Origin of the sequence: Microtetraspora malaysiensis, assembly GCF_050947145.1 — a bacterium.
In the GTDB taxonomy this organism is placed as follows: domain Bacteria; phylum Actinomycetota; class Actinomycetes; order Streptosporangiales; family Streptosporangiaceae; genus Microtetraspora_A; species Microtetraspora_A malaysiensis.
This window is the reverse complement of the sequence record NZ_CP191998.1, coordinates 6,483,165-6,503,172: the sequence shown is the minus strand read 5'-3', so window position 1 is coordinate 6,503,172 and position 20,008 is coordinate 6,483,165. Positions and strand designations below refer to the sequence as shown.

At 71.5% G+C, this 20,008-nt stretch carries 17 protein-coding genes; 12 read left to right on the top strand and 5 right to left on the bottom strand.

Translation table 11 applies throughout. The features are described from left to right. Positions 1 to 149 precede the first annotated feature (149 nt). Positions 150 to 983 carry an MHYT domain-containing protein gene (locus ACQP1V_RS30635; RefSeq protein ID WP_433413474.1) on the bottom strand — a complete coding sequence of 278 codons (834 nt, stop codon included), beginning with the start codon at positions 981 to 983 and terminating at the stop codon, positions 150 to 152. A gap of 876 nt (positions 984 to 1,859) precedes the next feature. Here ACQP1V_RS30635 and thiI point away from each other — a divergent pair. Beyond that, complete coding sequence (gene thiI / locus ACQP1V_RS30630; protein ID WP_433413473.1) at positions 1,860 to 3,068, top strand: tRNA uracil 4-sulfurtransferase ThiI; 1,209 nt, start codon at positions 1,860 to 1,862, stop codon at positions 3,066 to 3,068. Positions 3,069 to 3,099: 31 nt separating this feature from the next. On the opposite strand, the gene ACQP1V_RS30625 is transcribed toward thiI, so the two are convergent. Further along, a complete protein-coding gene (locus tag ACQP1V_RS30625; protein WP_433413472.1) occupies positions 3,100 to 4,695 on the bottom strand; it encodes an AAA family ATPase in 1,596 nt (531 codons plus the stop codon). Positions 4,696 to 4,922: 227 nt separating this feature from the next. Next, a complete protein-coding gene (gene aroF, locus ACQP1V_RS30620) occupies positions 4,923 to 5,969 on the bottom strand; it encodes a 3-deoxy-7-phosphoheptulonate synthase (RefSeq protein WP_433413471.1) in 1,047 nt (348 codons plus the stop codon). Between the two features lie 289 nt (positions 5,970 to 6,258). On the opposite strand from aroF, the gene ACQP1V_RS30615 reads away from it, so the two are divergent. Then, positions 6,259 to 6,861 (top strand): sulfite oxidase-like oxidoreductase, encoded by a 603-nt coding sequence (locus ACQP1V_RS30615; protein WP_387408961.1) that lies wholly within the window; start codon positions 6,259 to 6,261, stop codon positions 6,859 to 6,861. A gap of 94 nt (positions 6,862 to 6,955) precedes the next feature. Then, the gene (locus ACQP1V_RS30610) at positions 6,956 to 7,711 is read left to right on the top strand and encodes a LytR/AlgR family response regulator transcription factor (protein ID WP_387408749.1); all 756 of its coding nucleotides are present in this window, start codon (positions 6,956 to 6,958) and stop codon (positions 7,709 to 7,711) included. A 383-nt stretch (positions 7,712 to 8,094) separates the two neighbouring features. On the opposite strand, the gene ACQP1V_RS30605 is transcribed toward ACQP1V_RS30610, so the two are convergent. Next, positions 8,095 to 8,946, bottom strand: coding sequence for a deoxyribonuclease IV (locus tag ACQP1V_RS30605; RefSeq protein ID WP_067128259.1), 852 nt, complete (start codon positions 8,944 to 8,946; stop codon positions 8,095 to 8,097). 357 nt (positions 8,947 to 9,303) lie between these two features. On the opposite strand from ACQP1V_RS30605, the gene uraD reads away from it, so the two are divergent. The 9 genes from uraD (at position 9,304) to alc (ending at position 17,711) form a co-directional block, all read left to right on the top strand. Beyond that, entirely contained in the window at positions 9,304 to 9,792 is a 489-nt protein-coding gene (gene uraD, locus ACQP1V_RS30600; RefSeq protein ID WP_433413470.1) for a 2-oxo-4-hydroxy-4-carboxy-5-ureidoimidazoline decarboxylase, read from the top strand. After that, positions 9,789 to 10,136, top strand: a complete 348-nt coding sequence (gene uraH / locus ACQP1V_RS30595; RefSeq protein WP_067128265.1) for a hydroxyisourate hydrolase — start codon at positions 9,789 to 9,791, stop codon at positions 10,134 to 10,136. The genes uraD and uraH overlap by 4 nt, the downstream gene beginning before the upstream one ends. Before the next feature lies 1 nt (position 10,137). Beyond that, on the top strand, positions 10,138 to 11,034 hold the full coding sequence (pucL, locus tag ACQP1V_RS30590; RefSeq protein ID WP_433413469.1) for a factor-independent urate hydroxylase: 897 nt from the start codon (positions 10,138 to 10,140) through the stop codon (positions 11,032 to 11,034). A 5-nt stretch (positions 11,035 to 11,039) separates the two neighbouring features. Then, positions 11,040 to 11,900: an FAD binding domain-containing protein gene (locus ACQP1V_RS30585; protein WP_387408753.1), complete on the top strand. Its 861-nt coding sequence runs from the start codon at positions 11,040 to 11,042 to the stop codon at positions 11,898 to 11,900. Then, positions 11,900 to 12,499 (top strand): (2Fe-2S)-binding protein, encoded by a 600-nt coding sequence (locus tag ACQP1V_RS30580; protein WP_433413468.1) that lies wholly within the window; start codon positions 11,900 to 11,902, stop codon positions 12,497 to 12,499. The genes ACQP1V_RS30585 and ACQP1V_RS30580 overlap by 1 nt, the downstream gene beginning before the upstream one ends. Beyond that, entirely contained in the window at positions 12,492 to 13,856 is a 1,365-nt protein-coding gene (locus tag ACQP1V_RS30575) for an 8-oxoguanine deaminase (RefSeq protein WP_433413467.1), read from the top strand. The genes ACQP1V_RS30580 and ACQP1V_RS30575 overlap by 8 nt, the downstream gene beginning before the upstream one ends. Positions 13,857 to 13,947: 91 nt before the next feature. After that, positions 13,948 to 15,327 (top strand): glycerate kinase, encoded by a 1,380-nt coding sequence (locus ACQP1V_RS30570; RefSeq protein WP_433413466.1) that lies wholly within the window; start codon positions 13,948 to 13,950, stop codon positions 15,325 to 15,327. Between the two features lie 21 nt (positions 15,328 to 15,348). Further along, positions 15,349 to 16,749: an allantoinase AllB gene (gene allB, locus ACQP1V_RS30565; protein ID WP_433413465.1), complete on the top strand. Its 1,401-nt coding sequence runs from the start codon at positions 15,349 to 15,351 to the stop codon at positions 16,747 to 16,749. Beyond that, positions 16,746 to 17,711, top strand: a complete 966-nt coding sequence (gene alc, locus ACQP1V_RS30560; protein WP_433413463.1) for an allantoicase — start codon at positions 16,746 to 16,748, stop codon at positions 17,709 to 17,711. Before allB ends, alc begins: the two co-directional genes overlap by 4 nt. 58 nt (positions 17,712 to 17,769) lie before the next feature. Here the strand turns inward: alc and ACQP1V_RS30555 are convergent, their stop codons facing one another. Next, positions 17,770 to 19,947, bottom strand: coding sequence for a protein kinase domain-containing protein (locus ACQP1V_RS30555; RefSeq protein ID WP_433413461.1), 2,178 nt, complete (start codon positions 19,945 to 19,947; stop codon positions 17,770 to 17,772). Positions 19,948 to 20,008 lie beyond the last annotated feature (61 nt).

The following is a 20,008-nucleotide window of genomic DNA, read 5'->3' as shown; positions in this document are numbered from 1 at the left end:
TGACCGGTCTGGCAAGAGGGGCCGCCCCGGGGTTCTGGGGCGGCCCTTCGCCTGTCCGGGCGCCGGGCCCCTCCAGGCTCGCGTCCGCAAGCCCGCGTCTTCCCGGGGGTAGGCCTCCGACCGTGACGCTCTTGGGTGAGCGGCCGCCGTCAGTCGTGTAGGCGGTGTTGGTGGTATTGCGGCTCGCGGGGGAGGGGCGCGGTCGATCCGGCCCGCCGCTCGGCCAGCCACTCCAGCAGCTTCGCCTCCGCGCGCAGCTCGCGTTCGGAGGGGGCGAGGATGGCCGACAGCAGCATCACCAGGGTGAACATGCTGATGAGGACCAGCAGCGGCACCAGGAAATCGATGGCCGGGGCGCCGGGGACCATCCCCGGATCGGGGTCGAGCCGCACGCTCATCGCGAACATGCCGGTGTAGTGCATCCCGCTGACAGCCACCCCCATGATCAGCGCTGCCCCGGCGGTCGGGAGCGCGCCCCGTACCCGCGTCGTGAACCACAGCGCGGTCGTCGCCGCCGCGACGGCGATCAGCACCGAGCCTGCGACGACGCCGAAGTCGTAGCGGACGTGCCCCGGCATGTTCATCGCGGCCATGCCGACGTAGTGCATGCAGGCGACGCCGCCTCCGGTGAGCAGCCCGCCCGCGAGCAGCGGTCCGAGCCGTACGCCGCCGTACGCGACGAGGAACAGGCCGGCGCCCACCACGGCCACGGCGAGGAGGGCCGAGGCGACGGTGAGTGGGATGTCATAACGGATCGGGACGTTCCCGACGTTGAACCCCATCATCGCGATGAAGTGCATGACCCAGATCCCGGTGCCGCCGATCGACACGGCGCCCCCGGCCAGCCAGCGCACCCGGGCGCCGCCGATCGCGAAACGGGCACGCGCGGTCAGCATCAGCCCGAGCATCGATCCGATGCTGGACATCACGTACGCGAGCACCGGCGTGAGCAGCCCGTACGCGAAGTGGTTTATGTGTGCCATGAATTCACCTTTCGGTAATTCGGGACACCGGGAGTATGGCAACGGGGCGGCATTTGCGAATCTATAGGGGGATATTTAGGGGGATGGGGAGGGAGAACTTTTGTTCTGAGGGAGAAGGAGTTTCGCGCGTGTGGATAAATGCGCACTCCGAGTGAGGTTCGGTTCACATTTCTCGTGCGGTGATCGCGAAGCCCGGCTCCGGCCGGTAGGGGAAGCCCGAATTTCTCTCACATTCGATGGTGCCCGGTTCACGTCGACCGGTCGGCGACGAACGTGCGGTGATGGCTGGCAGGGGCGACGATTCAGCGGATCCGGTCCTCGAATGCCGACGGGAAACCCGCTCTCGCCGCACCGAATTCCGGGTTCGGGTTCGATCGCAGGACGCCGACCGATGAGTCGCGAGCTGCCGGCCTCTGGTAGGTGAATGCGCGTTTGATCGGACGATCCGCGCCTGCCCCGGCCAAATGCGCGACCGGGCTCCGCCGACCTGATCCGGCTGCCCGGAAATCACCTCGGGGCGTGGGGTGGCGGGAGAGTGCGGCGCGGAGGAGGGGGTTTGCGGAGGCCGGAGCAGCCCCCGCCGGAGCGCCTACGGACCTCGGCCTGGCCGCGCGCACTCATGCGCCGCAGAGGGGCGCCGTGACGAACGCGCGCCGTCATGTACGTGCCGGGGAAGGGCGGAGACGCGGGCCGCCGGGGACCGTGCCCGTGGACCGGTCGTCTCGCCGAGGGCGGACGAGGGGCGTGCGCGGACTAAAGTAGCGGGATCGCGGCGTTGTCCCTTGCCGGGCCGGATTCCGGTTCGCCGCAGCCGCCCGTACCCGCCACACTTGCGGTAGTCGTACTGTCTCGAACCGCTTCGCCGGAGGTAACACAATGTCCGTGACGGCCATGTCGGCCCTGGGTGAGCCCTGCGTGCTGCTCAAGCTGGGCGAGGTCGTCCTCAAGGGCAGGAACCGCGAGCTCTTCGAGAGCCGGCTGCGCTCCAACATCAAGGCCGCGCTCAAGGAGTTCACGGTCGACATCCGGCAGCGGCACGGCGTGATCGCGCTGTTCCTGCCGAAGGGCACGTCGGTGGACGTCGCCGAGGCGGTCGCGCAGCGCGTGTCCGAGGTGCCCGGCCTGGTGCGGGTCAACCTCGCCTGGCGCGTCGCCAAGACCCCCGAGGCCGTGACCGAGGCGGCCATCGAGCTGATCAGGGACAGGGACGAGGTCGCGCGTAAGGCGTCCTTCGCCGTGCGCTCGCGGCGCAGGGACAAGCGCTTCCCGCTGCGCTCCAACGAGCTGGACCGCCTCGTCGGCGGCAACATCAACGACACGTACGGCCTGCCGGTCGATCTGAGCAAGCCCGAGCTGACCGTCTTCATCGAGGTGGACCGGGACGAGGTCTTCGTCTTCACCGACGGCCTGCCCGGCCAGGGAGGGCTGCCGGTCGGCTCCAGTGGGCGGGCGCTGGTCCTGATGTCCGGAGGCATCGACTCGCCGGTCGCCGCCTACCGCATGATGCGGCGCGGCCTCCGGGTGGACTTCCTGCACTTCTCCGGCATCCCGTTCACCACGTCCGAGTCCATCTACAAGGCGTACGCGCTGGTCCGCCGGCTCGACCGGTTCCAGGGGAAGTCGCGCCTGTGGGTGGTGCCGTTCGGCAAGGCCCAGCAGTCGATCAAGGCGTCCGGCCAGGACCGGCTCGCCGTGATCGCGCAGCGGCGCCTGATGCTGAAGACGGCGGAAGAGGTCGCCCACCGCATCCACGCGGAGGCGCTGGTCACCGGCGACTCGCTCGGGCAGGTCTCGTCCCAGACGCTGACCAACATCACCGCCCAGGACCACGCGGTCGCGATGCCCATCCTGCGGCCGTTGATCGGGCTGGACAAGACCGAGATCATGGCCGAGGCGCGCCGGATCGGCACGCTGGAGATCTCCGAGCTGCCGGACGAGGACTGCTGCACGCTCCTCGCTCCGCGTACGGCCGAGACCCGGGCCAAGATCGAGGACCTCAAGCAGATCGAGAAGCGGCTCGACGCCGAGGAGCTGGCCGTCCAGCTCGCCGACTCCCTGCAGGAGTACAAGCTCGAAGGCGTCTGACCGGGCCGGTGCGGTGGCCCGGTCGTCCGGGTCAGAAGGACGGCTCCCGATAGCTGTAGATGTCGTCGAGGTCGTACAGCGCGATCTCGTCGGGGGCCTCCTTCGCCGCCTGGCGCAGGTGCTCCGAGAAGCCGTGCATGGAGAAGATCGCCAGTATGGCGTTCTCCGCCTTGTGGTCCTTGGCCAGCAGCGCCCGGATGTGGCGAAGGCGCTCCAGGTCCTTCAGGCCGCGCGGCCGCTCGGTCGCCTTGGTCTCGCCGATGGCGGTGATCGTCGAACCCTTGGGGCGGCCACTGGTGTTGTGAGCGAGACCGATGTAGTCCACCTCGTGGGTGGTCCGGTTGGCCGGGTCGGGCACCAGCGCCCAGCCGTCCGAGCCGAGGTCGGTCCGGTTGTACAGCAGGCGGAACGCGCTCCACGTGGCGGTCTGCTCGAACGCCGGGCCGATCACCTGGGAGCGGAAGCTCTGCTGCGCGTCCCGCCAGGCGTCCTCCGGAGTCGTCACCCCGCGCACCAGATCGCGCATGCGCGACTCGACCACGGCGTGATGGAAGCGGACGATCGGGTCGTTCAGCCGGAACAGGTAGTCGCGGGGCCGTAGCAGGTCGCGCCACTCCTCGACGTACCGCATGGCCACCAGCCGGGCGACGATCCCGTCGGTCTCGTCCTTGGAACGGCCGATGGCCCCGCCGATCTTCGTCAGGGTGGTGTTGCCTTCGGAGATCGCCTTCATCGCCTGCCGGTAGATGTCCTTGTCCGTGATGCGCGGGTCCTCGCGGAGCAGGCGATCGATCTCGTCCTCGGTGAAGAAGTCCGGCCGTGGCCGGAGCAGTGCGTCGGCGAGCCAGGCGTCCAGTTCCTCCATCGTCTGCGGAATCGGGAGCCCCGTCAGTTGCAGAAGCGGATTCCGATAGCCCGGAGCGCCGCCGAGCGCCGCGAAGAGGGTGAACGCCACCCGGCGATCCTCGATCCCCCAGAACCGCGCCATGTCGACATGGTCGAATGGGTCCATGGTCAGCTTGAAGGTGAGGCGGCCGAAGAGCGGCCGGGAGCCGTGACCGAGCTCGTGGATCACCGACATCGCCGAGCCGCAGAGCAACATGCGCCCCTCGATGAGCCGGTCGTAGTAGCCGATCCAGAGGCCGGGCTTGCCGGGCTCGCCGCGCCGGAACGAGCTGGTGTCGTAGATCGACTTCACGATCGATTGCAGGTCCGGGGTGTCCCGCAGCAGATAGGGGAACTCGTCGATCACGACGGGGGGTATCCGATTTCCCTCGCTCCTGCTGAACGTCGCGTCCATCGCGATCTTGAGTAGCCAGTCCCAGGTGTCGTACGCGGCGACGGACAGAGCCGACAGTTCGGCGGCCCGAGAGGGGTCGTAGGTGATCAGTTCCTTGCGGAACCGCTCCTGGGCTTCGGCGAGCGTCTCCTCGAGGCGCGCCTCGAAGTAGAACCCGCCGGTCGCGACGGTGAAGTGCTTGAGAAGGTAGGACTTCCCGGTACGGCGGCGGCCGGCCAGTGCGGCCACCCCCGAGCCCGGGGTTCCGATGGGAGAAGGCCGCGCGAACCGCTCCAGGATCTCCCAGTCCTCGTCGCGGTCAACGATGTCGTCAGGTTTGGGCAACATGCGGGCAGCGTATTTTCCCGGCTCGGCCGTCCGCTGGGATTCCAGGAAACCCTTCCGACCTGCGGTTATATGCGGATTTCGCGACGAATGTGCCCCGCCGGTCGGTACGGCTCGCCGCTTGTGGCGCAAGCCGTACCCGCTCGTCCGCGGCCGGACGGTCGCACATTCGGAAGGTCAGGGGCGCGAGACCACGCGGTGGCGGGCCGCGCCCCGAGGCGAGTCGGAGATCACGCGGGCACCGGGACCGCGTGAGTGGCGTCGGCGAGCGTACGGCCCAGTAGCGGGGGGAACTGGCGCATCACCCGCGCGAGCTCGCGCAGGTCGCCGTTGACCAGGGCCTGGGGGCCGTCGCAGAGCGCCTGCTCGGGGTGGGGGTGGACGTCGATGATCACGCCGTCGGCGCCGACCGCGATGGCCGCGCGGGTGAGCGGCAGGACGAGGTCACGGCGGCCGCCCGAGTGGGACGGGTCGATGATCACGGGGAGGTGGGAGAGCCGCTGCGCGACGGGGACCGCGGAGACGTCCAGGGTGTTGCGGGTGGCGGTCTCGAACGTGCGGATGCCGCGCTCGCACAGCACGATGTCGAGGTTGCCACGCTGGGCGATGTACTCGGCCGACATCAGCCACTCTTCGATCGTGCCGCTCATGCCGCGCTTGAGCATGACCGGCTTGCCCGCCGCGCCGACCGCCTGGAGCAGCGCGAAGTTCTGCGTGTTGCGGGTGCCGATCTGCAGCATGTCCGCGTAGGACGCGACCAGCTCGACGTCGTGGGCGTCCACCACCTCGGTGACGATCGGCAGGCCGGTCTTCTCGCGTACGTCGGCGAGGATCCGCAGGCCCTCCTCGCCCAGCCCCTGGAAGGCGTACGGCGAGGTGCGCGGCTTGAAGGCGCCGCCGCGCAGCAGGGTCGCGCCCGCGGCCTTGGCCATCTCGGCCGCCTCCAGGGTCTGCTGCGGGGTCTCGACGGCGCACGGGCCCGCGATCAGCGTCACGGTGTCCGGGCCGATCGGCACCCCGCCCACCCTGACGGTCGACCGTTCCGGGTGGTTCTCCCGGCTGACCAGCTTGTACGGCACGGACACGCGCATGACGTCCGCGACGCCGGACATGCCGCGCAGATTCAGCGTCGCGAACCGTTCGACGTCGCCGACCAGCCCGATGATCGTCCGGCTCACGCCGCTGCTGACGAACGCCTCGCCGCCGGCCGTGGCGACGAGCCCGACGATCGACTCGATGTCGCCCTGGGTCGCCTCGGACCCCATGACGATGACCATGGTCACTCCTAGTGGGTGCTGTCGTTTTCCTCGCGAAACGCGAAAGGCCCCGGGTCCGTGTGGACCCGGGGCCTTTCGTTCGCCTTGGCTGTCAGCGCAGCGCTAAGGGGCGAGCGGTCCCTGCGGGTCCGTCGCCATACCAAAACTCAGCGGTACGCATGTCACGCAATATAGCGCATGCCCGGCAGCGGGTGAGACCGTTCATGATCGCGAATGGCTTTCCGGTCGCTGGCGGGGTCCCGGTGCCGGTGAGGTGAACGGCTGGTGGCAGGATGGCGACGTGCCGGAGATGCCCGAAGAGGAGAACCGTCTGCCCCCGGGGCAGTACATCCCACGCGGCCGGCCCGTCATCCACTACGGCCGGGTCCCGGCGTTCCGTCCCGAGAGCTGGCGTTTCCAGGTCTTCGGCGCGACGGCGTCGGGTGACACGCACATGCTCGGGTGGGAGGAGTTCGCCGCGCTGCCCAGGACCGCGGTCATCGCGGACTTCCACTGCGTCACCAAGTTCTCGATCATGGGCAACGAGTGGTCGGGCATCGCGGCGCGGACGCTGATGGAGCACGTCCCCCCGGCCCCCGGCGTACGGCACATCATGATCTGGGCCGAGTACGGCTACAGCGCGAACATGCGGATGAGCGACTTCGACCGCGACACCACGCTGTTCGCCACCGCGCTGGACGACAAGCCGCTCACCCCTGAGCGAGGCTTCCCTGTACGCATCGTGGTCCCGCACCTGTACGCCTGGAAGAGCGTGAAGTGGGTGCGCGGGATCGAGTACCTGACGGAGGACCGGCGCGGCTTCTGGGAGGAGCGCGGCTATCACAACCTCGCCGACCCCTGGCGCGAGCAGCGGTACTCCTACCAGGAGGAACCGGGCGAGGGTCCTCCCTGACGGGCCAGGTGGCGCTCCGCTTCGTGTTCGCCTGACCACTGTTCGTCGTTGAATCCCTTGCGGGTCCGGCGGGCGAGGCGGCACGGTGGTGGCCATGCTGCGTGTTATGGCCGTCGACGGCGAGACGTCCGCCTTGTCGGAGCTCGTCTACCTCCTGCGCCGGAACGAGCGGATCGAGCACGTCACCACCGCACAGGACGGGCTGGCCGCGCTCCACATGATCGTGACGATGCTGGGCGCCGGTGAGCGCCTCGACGGAGTCTTCCTCGACGTCCGGCTGCCCGGGCTGGACGGGTTCGAGCTGGCGAAGATGATCGCCGGCTTCCCCGGGCGGACCCGGCTGGTCTTCGTCACCGCCCATGACTGCGCGGTCCGCGCGTTCGAGCTGGAGGCCGTCGATTACGTGCTCAAGCCGGTACGCCCCGAACGGCTGGCGCAGGCCGTGCGGCGACTCTCTTCGGCGGCCGAGGCGGTGGGCGGTGAGGAGGAGGGCATCGACGTCATACCCGTCGAGTTGGGCGGCCGCACCAAGTTCGTACAGCGCCAGGCCGTCTGGTACGCCGAGGCGCACGGCGATTACGTGCGGCTGCACACCGTGGACGGCACCTACCTCGTACGGATGCCGCTGGCGGCGCTCGAACGTCGCTGGGGCGGCTCGGGCTTCGTCCGCGCCCATCGCAGCACGCTGGTGAACGCGCGGCATGTCAGCGAGCTGCGCTACGACGGCGGCCGGATGGTGCTCCAGGTGGGCGGTGCGGTCCTTCCCGTGAGCAGGCGGCACACCCGCCAGGTGCGCGACCAGCTCGTCCGGCGCTTCCGGGTGCCCACCTCGACGCTCGGCTCGATGTGACCGCCGGGAGCTCTTCGGCGGCGAGGGAGGGTGACCGTTCGTCGCGCCAGGTGTGCCGCCGGTCCCGACGGGGATGGCCGCGCGTCGCGAAACAAGGACCGCTCGTCCGAACTCCGGTCGCGAGCACGGCGCGCCGCCGTAATCTCTCCGTCATTGCAAGGCCACGCCGCGTAGCTGAACGAAGTTCGTGACCATGCCGCGCGGATGCCGGGCGAGTCCTCATTGGGGATGAGGGCACTGGGAAATATCCGAAAATGCCGTATAAGTCGGCACTCGTCGGATATGGCTTGTCGTGGGATCCGCGAAAGCGGTCCGGCCATCGGGGGCGCCGGACCGCGAGCGGGCTCCCGTGCGGTCCGTGTATCGGGGACCGCCGGGCGGTGTCAGCCGCTGGTCGCCGACTCCCGGAGCTTCTTCAGCAGCGCGATGTTCTCCCGGTCCTTGTCCGCCTTGCCGGGCGTCTCGATGCAGAGCGGCACCCCCGCGGTCACGGGGTGGCGCATGATCTCGGCGAAGGGCTCCGCGCCGATGTGCCCGGCGCCGATGTTCTCGTGGCGGTCCTTCTTCGAGCCGCACACGTCCTTCGAGTCGTTCGCGTGGATCAGCTTGAGCCGTCCGGGAGCGGTCGCGTGCAGCGCGTCGAGCGTCGCCGCCACCCCGCCGGGCGCGGCCAGGTCGTGCCCGGCGGCGTAGGCGTGGCAGGTGTCCAGGCAGACGCCCACCTTGGGGTGGTGCTCCAGCGCCTCCAGGTAGGGCCCGAGATCCTGCACGGTCGCGCAGAGCATCTGCCCCTGCCCGGCCATGGGTTCGAGCAGCAGGTCCGGGCCGCCCTCGGGGATCTCCTCCAGCAGCGGGAGGAGATGCTCGTGGATCTGGCGCATGGCGTCGTCCCGCGACTGGCTGACCGCGGAACCGGTGTGCACCACCACTCCGAGGGCGCCGATCTGGGCGCCACGCCGGAGCGTGTGCCTGATCACCGCCACGGAGTTGTCCAGGGTCGCCGGGGTGGGCGAGCCGAAGTTCACCAGGTAGGGGGCGTGCGCGAAGACCGGCAGTTCGGACGCGGCGAGCTTCGCGTCCTCGGCCGGGTCACCGTCGTTCAGCGCCCAGGTCCGCGGGTTGGTGACGAAGACCTGGGCCATCTCGGCGCCGACGTCGGCCGCGTAGCGCAACCCGCCGGTGGCGAGACCGCCCGAGACGGAAACGTGCGCGCCAATCGCATTTCTCGAGGTCATGATGGCTCCAGCCTAGTGTCCTGACCGGCAAGATTTGCCCGGAAGGAGCGGTGTCCGGGGTGGTGCATCGCAAGGCGGAGGAGGAGGCCGTAGCGGAGCCTACGGCCGACGACGACAACGCCGCGAGGTGCCGCCCTGGGCGACGCGACGGGGCAAAGATTGACGGGAGGGGCACTTAGTGTCCTGGCCGGCAAGATTTGCCCGGAAGGGGCGGTGTCCGGGGTGCTGCGTCGCGCGACGCTCCGCCGCCGGTTCCCGAGCATTTGCGGCAACGGGCGCACCCCGGCCGGGACACGACTGAGCGGTTGTCCGTCCGCGCTGCTAGACCCGTCCTCCGCGGCGATGTTGACTGCATGCATGCGAGAACTCAGCCAGGAGGAACTGCGCTCCTGCTGCGCGTCCACGACCTGGATGGACGCCGTCGCGGCGCGGCAGCCGTACGCCGACCTCGCCGCGCTGGTGGAGGCCGGCGAGGCCGCGGTCGCGGCGCTGGACTGGGCCGACATCGTGGAGGCGCTCGGGGCGCATCCCCGTATCGGAGAGCGCGCCCTGGCCGAGCGGACGGCGGACGGCGGGCGCGCGGAGGCGTGGTCCCGGGCCGAGCAGTCCGGCGCGGCCGGCGCGTCCCCGGCCGTGCTCGACGCCATCACCAGGGGAAACGCCGTCTACGAGGAACGATTCGGGCACGTCTACCTGGTACGCGCCACAGGCAGGAGCGCCGAGGAGATGCTCGGCCTGCTGCTCGCCCGGCTCGGGAACGACGACGAGACCGAGCGGGAGATCGTCCGCGCCGAGCTGGGCGAGATCGTCCGGCTCCGGCTGGAGAAGGCGGTGACCGGCGGGTGAGCCTCTCCACTCATGTGCTCGATCTGGCCAAGGGCGTCCCGGCCACCGGCGTGCTCGTGCGGCTCTCGCGTATGACCGTGCACGGTTTCCTCGCCGCGGCCGAGGGCCGTACGGACGACGACGGCCGGATCCGGGAGTGGTCGCCGGTGAGCGCGGAGTGGGTCGAGGGGACGGACCCGCGCCCCGGCACCTACCGCCTGGTCTTCCACACGCGGGAGTACCTGGGGGAGGACGCGTTCTTCCCCGAGGTCAGCGTGGTCTTCACGATTCGCGAGCACGACGGCCACTGCCACGTGCCGCTGCTGCTCAGTCCGTACGCCTACTCGACCTATCGCGGGAGCTAATGTGATCGTCCTGGGTCCCAACCGGTACGGCAAGGCCGAGACCAGGGTGGTCAGGGTCACCCGGAACGGGGACGCCCACCGCCTGAAAGATCTCAACGTGAGCACGTCGCTGTCCGGCGCGATGGACGACGTCCACCTGACCGGCGACAACTCGGCCGTGCTCACCACCGACGCGCAGAAGAACACGGTGTACGCCTTCGCCAGAAAGCACGGCATCGGCGCGATCGAGGACTTCGCCCTGCTGCTGGCCAGGCACTTCGTGGACTCCCAGCCGTCCGTCCACCGGGCGCGGGTCGCGATCGACGAGTACGCCTGGGAGCGGAACGCCGGCTCCGGGCACTCGTTCCTCCGCTCGGGCGGCGAGGTGCGCACCTGCGTCGCCCACTACGACGGATCGGCCGCCTGGATGGTGTGCGGGCTGCGTGACCTCGTCGTGCTCAACACGACGAACTCCGAGTTCCGGGGGTTCGTCAAGGACGCGTACACGACGCTTCCGGAGACAGGCGACCGGATCCTCGCCACGGCGGTCGACGCGTCCTGGCGGCACACGGCGACGCCGCCCGACGGGACCGGCGCGGCAGGCGAAGAGGCCCCGACCGACTGGGACAAGTCGTACGAGAGCGCTCGCCAGGCGCTGCTCGCCGCCTTCGCCGGGACCTACAGCCGCTCCCTGCAGCAGACGCTGTACGCCATGGGAGCCCGCGTTCTCGCCGACTGCCCCGAGATCTGCGAGGTACGGCTCTCGCTGCCGAACAGGCACCACTTCCTGGTCGATCTCGCGCCGTTCGGGCTGGACAATCCCGACGAGGTCTACCTCGCGGCCGACCGGCCGTACGGGCTGATCGAGGGGACGGTCCTGCGTGACGACGCGCCCCCGGCCGGCCCGGCCTGGGAGTGACCGCCATGGACTTCCTGCGCCCCGCCACTTGGGAGGACGCCCTGGCGATGAAGGCCGCCAGGCCGGACGCGACGCCGATCCAGGGCGGCACGGACGTCATGGTCGAGATCAACCTCGACAAGGGGCGCCCGACGGCGCTCCTCGACCTGAACCCCGTCGCCGAGTTGTCCCGATGGTCCTGGACGGCCGGTCCCGCCCCGATGCTCCGCGTGGGCGCCGGTGTCACGTACACGCGGTTGATCGCGGAACTGGGCGGGTGGCTGCCGGGGCTCGCCCAGGCGTCCCGTACCGTCGGCTCGCCGCAGATCAGGAACAGGGGCACGCTCGCGGGCAATCTGGGGGCGGCCTCGCCCGCCGGAGACGGCCATCCGCCGCTGCTGGCGTCCGGCGCGCTGGTCGAGGCCGAGTCGGTGCGCGGGACCCGGCTCATCCCGATCGGCGAGTTCTACACGGGCGTGAAGCGCAACGCGCTGGAGGGGGACGAGCTGATCCGCGCGGTCCACGTCCCCCCGGCCGCCGGTCCGCAGTGCTTCGCCAAGGTCGGCACGAGGAACGCGATGGTGATCGCGGTCTGCTCCTTCGCCGTCGCCCTCGACCTCCGGGCGCGGCGCGCGGGCACCGGGATCGGCTCCGCAGCCCCCACCCCGCGCAGGGCCCACGCGGCCGAGGAGTTCCTCGCCGGAGAGCTCGACTGGGACGGCGCGGGACCGGTCGATCCCGCGCTGGCCCGCAGGTTCGGCGAACTGGTCGCGGAGGCGGCCGCGCCCATCGACGACGTGCGCGGCCGGGCGGACTATCGGAGGCACGCCCTGGCCGTGATGGCGCGCCGGGCGCTCGGCTGGGCGTGGGCGGAGCGGGAGGTCTGATGCGGGTGAACGTCCACGTCAACGGTGAACCGATGGTCGCCGACGACCTCTGGGAGGGGGAGAGCCTGCTGTACGTGCTGCGCGAGCGGCTCGGCCTGCCCGGCGCGAAGAACGCCTGCGAGCAGGGCGAGTGCGGATCGTGCACCGTCTACCTCGACGGGATCACGGTCTGCGCGTGCCTCGTGGCGGCGGGCCAGGCCGAGGGGCGCGAGGTGGTGACCGTCGAGGGGCTCTCCGAGGGACGCGCCCGACGGCGCGGCGGCGCTCACGACCGGAACCCGCGGCCGGACCCGGACGCCGATGGCGTCGCCGGGCCGCGGCTCGACGGGCTGGACGAGGTGCAGCGCTGCTTCGTCGAGGCCGGAGCCGTGCAGTGCGGGTTCTGCACGCCCGGGCTGATCGTGCAGGTTCACTCGCTGATCGCGAGCGCCTCGCGGGTGCCCGAGGACGCCGAGATCCGCGAGGCGCTGGCCGGCAACCTGTGCCGGTGCACCGGATACGAGAAGATCCTCGACGCCGTACGGCTGGCCGCGGAGCGCGTGCACGCCCGCGCCGCCGCGGAGGACGCGCGAGCCGTGCCGGGAGGGGCCGATGACTGACCGGGGACGGCCGAGCGTGGTCATCGAGAACGCGTACATCGCTCCGGTGGCCGGTGCGGAGATCCCCGGCGGCCACATCGTGATCGAAGGGGATCGCATCGTCGCCGTCGGGCCGGGCCGGGCGGACGCCGTACCGGCGGGCGCCGTGCGCGTGGACGGGAGCGGCTGCCTGGCCACACCCGGTCTGGTCAACACCCACCATCACCTCTACCAGTGGGCCGCGCAGGGGATCGCCCCTGATGGGACGCTGTTCGAATGGCTGGTCGCCAGCTATCCGGTGTGGGCCCGGATGGACGCCGAGGTGATGCACGGCGCGGCCACGGCGGGGCTCGCCTGGCTGGCGGCGTCGGGGTGCACCACGACGACCGACCACCACTACATCTTCCCGAAGGGGCGCGGCGACCTGTTCGACGCGGAGGTCGAGGCGGCCCGCGCCGTCGGCCTGCGGTTCCATCCGTGCCGGGGGTCGATGGATCTCGGCCGGTCACAGGGCGGTCTGCCGCCGGACGAGATCGTGGAGGACATCGACGAGATCCTCGCCGCCACCGAGGACGCGATCCGGAAATATCACGATCCGTCCTTCGGGGCGATGCTCCGGGTCGCGGTCGCGCCCTGCTCGCCGTTCTCGGTGAGCGGCGAGCTGATGGTCCGCTCCGCCGAGCTCGCCCGCTCCCACGGCGTACGGCTGCACACGCACATCGCCGAGAGCCTGGACGAGGACGACCACTGCAAGGAGCGGTTCGGGGTCCTGCCGGTGGAGTACCTCGACCAGCTCGGCTGGCTCGGGCCCGACGTCTGGCTGGCGCACTGCGTCCACCTGACCGACAAGGATGTCCGGCGGTTCGCCGAGACCGGCACCGGCGCCGCGCACTGCCCGTCGTCGAACGGCCGTCTCGGCTCGGGCGTCGCGCGCGTACCCGACCTGCTGCGCGCCGGAGTTCCGGTCGGCCTCGGCGTGGACGGCGCCGCGTCCAGCGAGATGACCACGATGGCGGGTGAGATGCGGACCGCGATGCTGACGCAGCGCGCCCGCCACGGCCCGCACGCCCTGACCGCTCGCCAGGCGCTGGAACTCGCCACGCTGGGCGGGGCGCGCTGCCTCGGCCGCGCGGCGGAGATCGGGACGCTGGAGCCGGGCAAGCTGGCCGACGTCGCCCTGTGGCGGATGGACGGTTTCCTCGCCGCGATCGACGACCCGGTGGTCGCCCTCGCGTACGGCGGCTCGCCGCCCCTGGCCCGGCTGCTGGCCGGCGGACGGACGCTGGTCGAGGACGGCGAACTCCGCACCGTGCCCGCGGCGGAGGCCGCCAGGGCGGGGGCGGCGGCGCATCGGCGCCTGACGGCCGCGATCCTGTGACGGGCACCCGCCGGTCATCGCCGGGCGCCGCCGTTCGACGATGATGGATCGTCAACGTTTGCTATCTTTCGCCGGACTTTGGAGAGCAGTTATGAGGGACCACGTCGTCATCGCGCCGGACAAGTTCAGGGGGTCGCTGACCGCCGCCGAGGTCGCCGCGCGGGTGGCCGCGGGGCTGGGCGACGTGCCGGCCCTGCGGATCCCGGTGGCCGACGGCGGTGACGGCACCGTGGACGCGGTCGTCGCCTGCGGCTTCACCCGGGTCGAGGTCGAGGTGACCGGCCCCGTCGGCGATCCCGTCCGCGCCTCCTACGCCGTCCGGGACGGCATCGCCGTGATCGAGCTGGCCGAGGCGTCCGGCCTGCGGCGGCTGCCCGGCGGGCCCGCGCCCCTGACCGCCACGAGCTACGGAACCGGCGAGCTGATCGCCCACGCCGTACGGCACGGCGCCCGCGAGGTCGTGCTCGGCCTCGGCGGCAGCGCATGCACGGACGGCGGCGCGGGCATGCTCCAGGCGCTCGGCGCCCGGCTGCTGGACGAGAACGGCGAGGAGCTGCCGCCCGGCGGAGCCGCCCTCCGGAGGCTCGCGACCATCGACATCTCGGCCTTCGGCTCCGGCCACGCTCACGGGCATGAACACGGGCATGAACACGAGCATGGCCACGAGCATGGCCACGGGTATGAGCACGGGCATGAGCACGGGCATGAGCACGGGCATGAGCACGGGCATGAGCACGGGCATGAGCACGGGCATGAGCACGGGCATGAGCACGGGCACGATCACCGGCATTCCGGGCGGGGGCTCGCGGACGTCGAGTTCGTGGTCGCGAGCGACGTGGACAACCCCCTCCTCGGCCCGCACGGAGCCGCGGCGGTGTACGGCCCGCAGAAGGGCGCCGAGCCCGAGGACGTGGCGGTGCTGGAGGCCGGACTGGCCCGGCTCGCCGCCGTCGCCGCGCACACCCACGGCGTGGTGGGGGCGAGCGAGCACGACGGGGTCGTCCGCGCGATGGGCGTCGCCGGACGGCCCGGGGCCGGGGCGGCCGGAGGCGTCGGTTTCGCCGCGCTGGCCTTCCTCCACGCCGAGATCAGCCCCGGCATCGAGTACCTCCTCGGCCTGCTGGAGTTCGACCGGCACGTCGAGGGCGCCCGGCTGGTCATCACCGGCGAGGGGGCGCTCGACGCGCAGTCCCTACGTGGCAAGGCCCCGCTCGGGGTGGCCGCGGCGGCGGCCAAGCACGGCGTCCCGGTCGTCGCGGTCTGCGGCCGCCGGTCCATCTCGGACGAGGACCTGCGCTCGGCGGGTATCTCCCGGGCGTACGCGCTGACCGACCTCGAACCCGACGTCGAGAGGTGCATGGCCGAGCCGGGGCCGCTGCTGGAGCGCCTGGCCGCGCTCATCGCGTCCGACCACCTGCCACCGTCCGCCGGCCGCGGCGGTCACGACGAAGCCAACGGAGGTTCCGCATGATCCGACCCGGTCCGTCCCGCCATGACTGAGCCCCTCGCTCCCGGGGCGGCGGAAGTTCCCGCGCCGGGAACGCCCGGGGGCCCACTGCCCGGCGAGCCCGAGTTCGACCTGGTCGTGCGGTCCCGGCGGGTGGTCACCCCGGAGGGCGTGCGGCCGCTCGCGGTGGCCGTACGGGACGGGAAGATCGCGGCGCTGCTCCCGCACGACTCGCTCGAACACCGGCGGGAAGGGGCGGCGCGGGAGACGGTGGACCTGGGGGAGGTGGCGCTGCTTCCCGGCCTGGTCGACACCCACGTCCACGTCAACGAGCCGGGCCGTACGCACTGGGAGGGGTTCGCCTCGGCCACCAGGGCGGCGGCCGCCGGGGGAGTCACGACCGTGGTCGACATGCCGCTCAACGCGCTGCCGCCCACGGTGAGCGTGGCCGCCCTGGAGATCAAGCGGCAGGCCGCCGAGGGCCGGTGCCACGTCGACGTCGGCTTCTGGGGCGGAGCGGTTCCCGGCAACGAGGGTGAGCTGGAGCCGCTGCACCGGGCCGGGGTCTTCGGCGTCAAGTGCTTCCTCTCGCCGTCCGGCGTGGACGAGTTCCCCGCCCTGGACCGCGCCGGGCTGCGGGAGGCCCTGCGGACGCTCGCCTCGTTCGACGGGCTGATGATCGTCCACGCCGAGGATCCGGCCCTCCTCACCGACCCGCCCGGCCCGGCGTACCGGGACTTCCTGGCATCCCGTACGGCGGAAGCCGAGCGCAGGGCCGTCGCGCAGGTTGTCGAGCTGGCCGCCGAGACCGGCGCCCGCGCTCACATCGTCCACGTGTCGTCCGCGTCCTGCCTCGACGTGCTGCGGGCGGCGCGCCGGGACGGCGTGCGGATCAGCGCGGAGACCTGCCCGCACTACCTCACCCTGACCGCCGAGGAGGTCAGCGGGCCCGCCTACAAGTGCTGCCCTCCGATCAGGGAGGCCGCCAACCGCGACGGCCTCTGGCGGGGACTCGCCGACGGGCTGTTGATGGGCGTCGTCTCCGACCACTCGCCGTCCCCGCCCGACCTCAAGGCGCCCGACTTCGCCGCCGCCTGGGGCGGGATCTCCTCGCTGCAACTCGGTCTCCCCGTCGTCTGGACGTCCGCGCGAGAACGCGGCTATGGCCTGAGCGAGGTGGCACGGTGGATGGCGGAGGGGCCGGCGGCGCTGGTGGGCCTGCCGTACAAGGGGGCGATCAGGCCGGGAGCGGACGCGGACCTGGTCGCCTTCGACCCGGAGGGGCGGTTCACCGTGGACGCCGCCGCGCTGCACCACCGGCACCCGGTGACGCCCTACGACGGCAGGACGCTGACGGGGGTCGTCGTCCGCACGTGGCTGCGCGGCCGACCGGCCGGCGGCGGCGCCCCGCGCGGCCGGCTCCTCGCCCGGGAGGGGATGGGATGAGAGGGCACGGCAGGCTCCCCGACCTCGCGCTCCGCACGTACGGAGGCTCGGTGGTCGCGGCGAGCGACGAGTCGTTCGCCGCCAAGGAGGCGCTGATCAGGCCGGGGCGGCCGGAGTTCCGTCCCCGCACGTTCGGCGCCAAGGGCCAGGTCTACGACGGGTGGGAGACCCGCAGGCGGCGCGAGCCCGGTCACGAATGGGCCGTGGTACGGCTCGGCCTGCCCGGTGTGATCAGGTCGCTCGTGATCGACACCGCCTGGTTCACCGGCAACTATCCGCCGTTCGCGTCCGTCGAGGCGTGTACGGCGGACGGCTACCCGGCGCCGGACGAGCTGACCGGGTGGGTCGAGATCGTGCCGCGCGCCGCTCTCACGGGCGACACCGTGCACGAGTTCGAGGTGACCGACCCGCGGCGGTTCACGCACGTGCGGGTGAACGTCTTCCCCGACGGCGGTGTGGCCCGGCTGCGCGTGCACGGGGAGGTGGTGCCGGATCCGCGGCTCCTGTCCGGGCTGACCGTCGATCTGGCCGCGCTGGAGAACGGGGCGCGCGTTGTCGCCTGCTCGGACGAGTTCTACTCCTCGCCCGAGAACGTGCTCGCGCCGGGGCTCGCCAGGAACCAGGCCGAGGGCTGGGAGACCGCCCGCCGGCGCGACGGAGGCAACGACTGGCTGATCGTCGCCCTCGCCGGGCCGGGCACCGTCGCCGTGGCCGAGCTGGACACCACGAACCTCCTGTACAACGCCCCGGGCGCGGCCGCGCTGCGCGGCATCGACGGCCGGTCGGCCGCGCTCGACGACGAGCACGCCTGGTTCACCCTGCTGCCGGAGACGCGGCTCCAGCCCGACACCCGGCACCGGTTCCGCCTCGACGACGACAGACCGCTGACCCACGCCCGGATCGACATCTTCCCCGACGGAGGGCTGGCCCGGCTGCGGCTGCTCGGCTCCCTGCTCTCCTGAGCGGAAGAGCCCGCCCACCCCGGCTTCGCGGGACGGACGGGCTCCTCAACGGTGGGCGTCAGTGCCAGAGGATGACGGTCGTCCCCCGAGGCTGGTCACCGGTCGGGTTCTGCCCGAGGACGCGCTGCCCGCCGGCCAGGGCGCGGGTCTCCACCGCGAACCCCGCGGCCTCCAGCTCGCCCTTTGCCTCGCCCACGTCCTTGAAGAGCACGTTGGGGACGGTCACGAAGTCGGGGGCGGAGATCGACGGGTCGGTCTCCCACGGCCAGTGCCAGCCGTTGTCCGGCCCCCTGGAGACGGTCAGCCGTACGCCGGCACCTCCGGCCACCGGGGCACCCGCGGCCGGATCCTGCGCGATGACCGTACCCGGCGGGTTGGCGTCGGCCGCCTCGTCGACCTGGACCTGGAAGCCCCGCTCCTGGAGGAACTGCACCGCCTGGTCCTTCATCATCTTCGAGACGTCCGGCATCAGCAGGCCGGCGCTGACCACCAGGTTGATCGTCTCGCCCTTCCTGACCCGGCTGCCGACCGGCGGCTTGGTGCCGATGACGGCGTCGCGTTCGACGGCGTTGTTGGAGACGGTGCTCACCTGGCCGACCTCCAGGCCGGCCTCGGCGATCTTGACCTTGGCGTCGCCCACGCTGAGCTTCTCGACGTTCGGCACCGGGACGGTCTCCGGGCCCATGGACGCCACGAAGGTCAGCTGCGACCCCTCCTCGACCTCGCTGCCGGGAGCGGGCGAGATCTCCAGGACCAGGTCCTTGCCGACCTTCTCGTCGAACCTGGGCTCCCCGAGCTTGACCACGAAGCCCGCGTTCTCCGCCTGCTGGCGGGCCGCCACGATCTGCTGGTTCAGCAGGTTGGGAACCCGTTTGGTCTCCACCCGGGAGAACCACCAGCCGCTGAACGCGATGCCGCCGAGCATCACCACGACGAGGCCGACGAGCAACCAGGTCGATCGCCGTTGCAGTCGGGGCTTGCGCGTCTCCGTCGTCGCGATCTCGTGCTTCGGCTGGATCATGGTGTGCGCGGCCAGGTCCGATCCGCGGGTGGCGTACGACGTCGTGGCGGCGCCCGGCGAGCCGTGCATCCCCGGCGAACCGTGCATCCCGGGCGCTTGCCTCCCGGGCGAGCCGTGCATCCCAGGCGTCTGCATCCCGGACGCCTGGATCCCGGATGCCGGCATCCCAGGCGTACTGTGCCTTCCGGGCGACGAGGGGTGCGTTCCGGGCATGCTGTGCGTGCCCGGCATGCTCTGCGTTCCGGGTGCGCTGTGCACGCCGGACGTCCTGGACACCCCGGGATGGCTGTGCGTCCCCGGCATGCTGTGCGCGCCGCCGGCCGTCCTTCCCGGAGCGCCCGGCGCCGCGCCCCGCCCGGCCGGCCCACGCGGCATCGTGCGATGCGTCTCGACGGCGGCCACCAGCATGGCGGTCGCGTCGGCGGGGCGGCGTGCGGGGTCTCTGGCGGTGGCCGCGGCCACCAGGGCGTCGACCTGCGGAGGGATGCCGGCGACGATCGAGGACGGCGGGGGCACGCTGTCGTGCACGTGCCGGTAGGCGATGGACATCGGGGTCTCGCCCTCGTACGGCTGACGCCCGGTGATCAGCTCGAACAGCATGACCCCGGCCGCGTAGACGTCGCTGCGGGCGTCCGCGACCCCCGAGGTCACCTGCTCGGGCGACATGTAACCGATCGTGCCGATCATCATGCCGGTTTTGGTCTGGTTGCTCGCCTCGACGGCCCGGGCCAGGCCGAAGTCCACGACCTTGACCCGGCCGTCGTCGGAGAGCAGCACGTTCTCCGGCTTGACGTCCCGGTGGATGAGCCCCGCCTGATGGGCCGCGCCGAGGGCGGCCAGCACGGGGATCATGAGTTCGAGCGCTTCCCGGGCGGGCAGCGGACCGCGCGAGCGCAGCACGTCGCGCAGGGTCTTGCCCGGCACGTACTCCATCGTCAGATAGACGGTGGATCCGTCCATGCCCTGGTCGAAGACCTGGACCACGTTGGGGTGAGACAGGCTCGCGACCGACTTGGCCTCGCCGATGAACCTCTGGACGAACTTCGGGTCCTCGGCCAGCGAGCGGTGCATCACCTTGAGGGCGAGCATCCGGTCGAGCCGGGTGTCCTGCGCCAGGTAAACGGAGGCCATGCCGCCCCGGGCGATCCTCGACTCGACGCGGTAACGTCCGTCGAGCAGCTGCCCCACCAACGGGTCGGTTAACGACGTGTCCACCCGCCTGAGTTTACGGGTCCTTTGTCACGGGTAGGCCCTTTCGGCTACGAGACTGTGACCG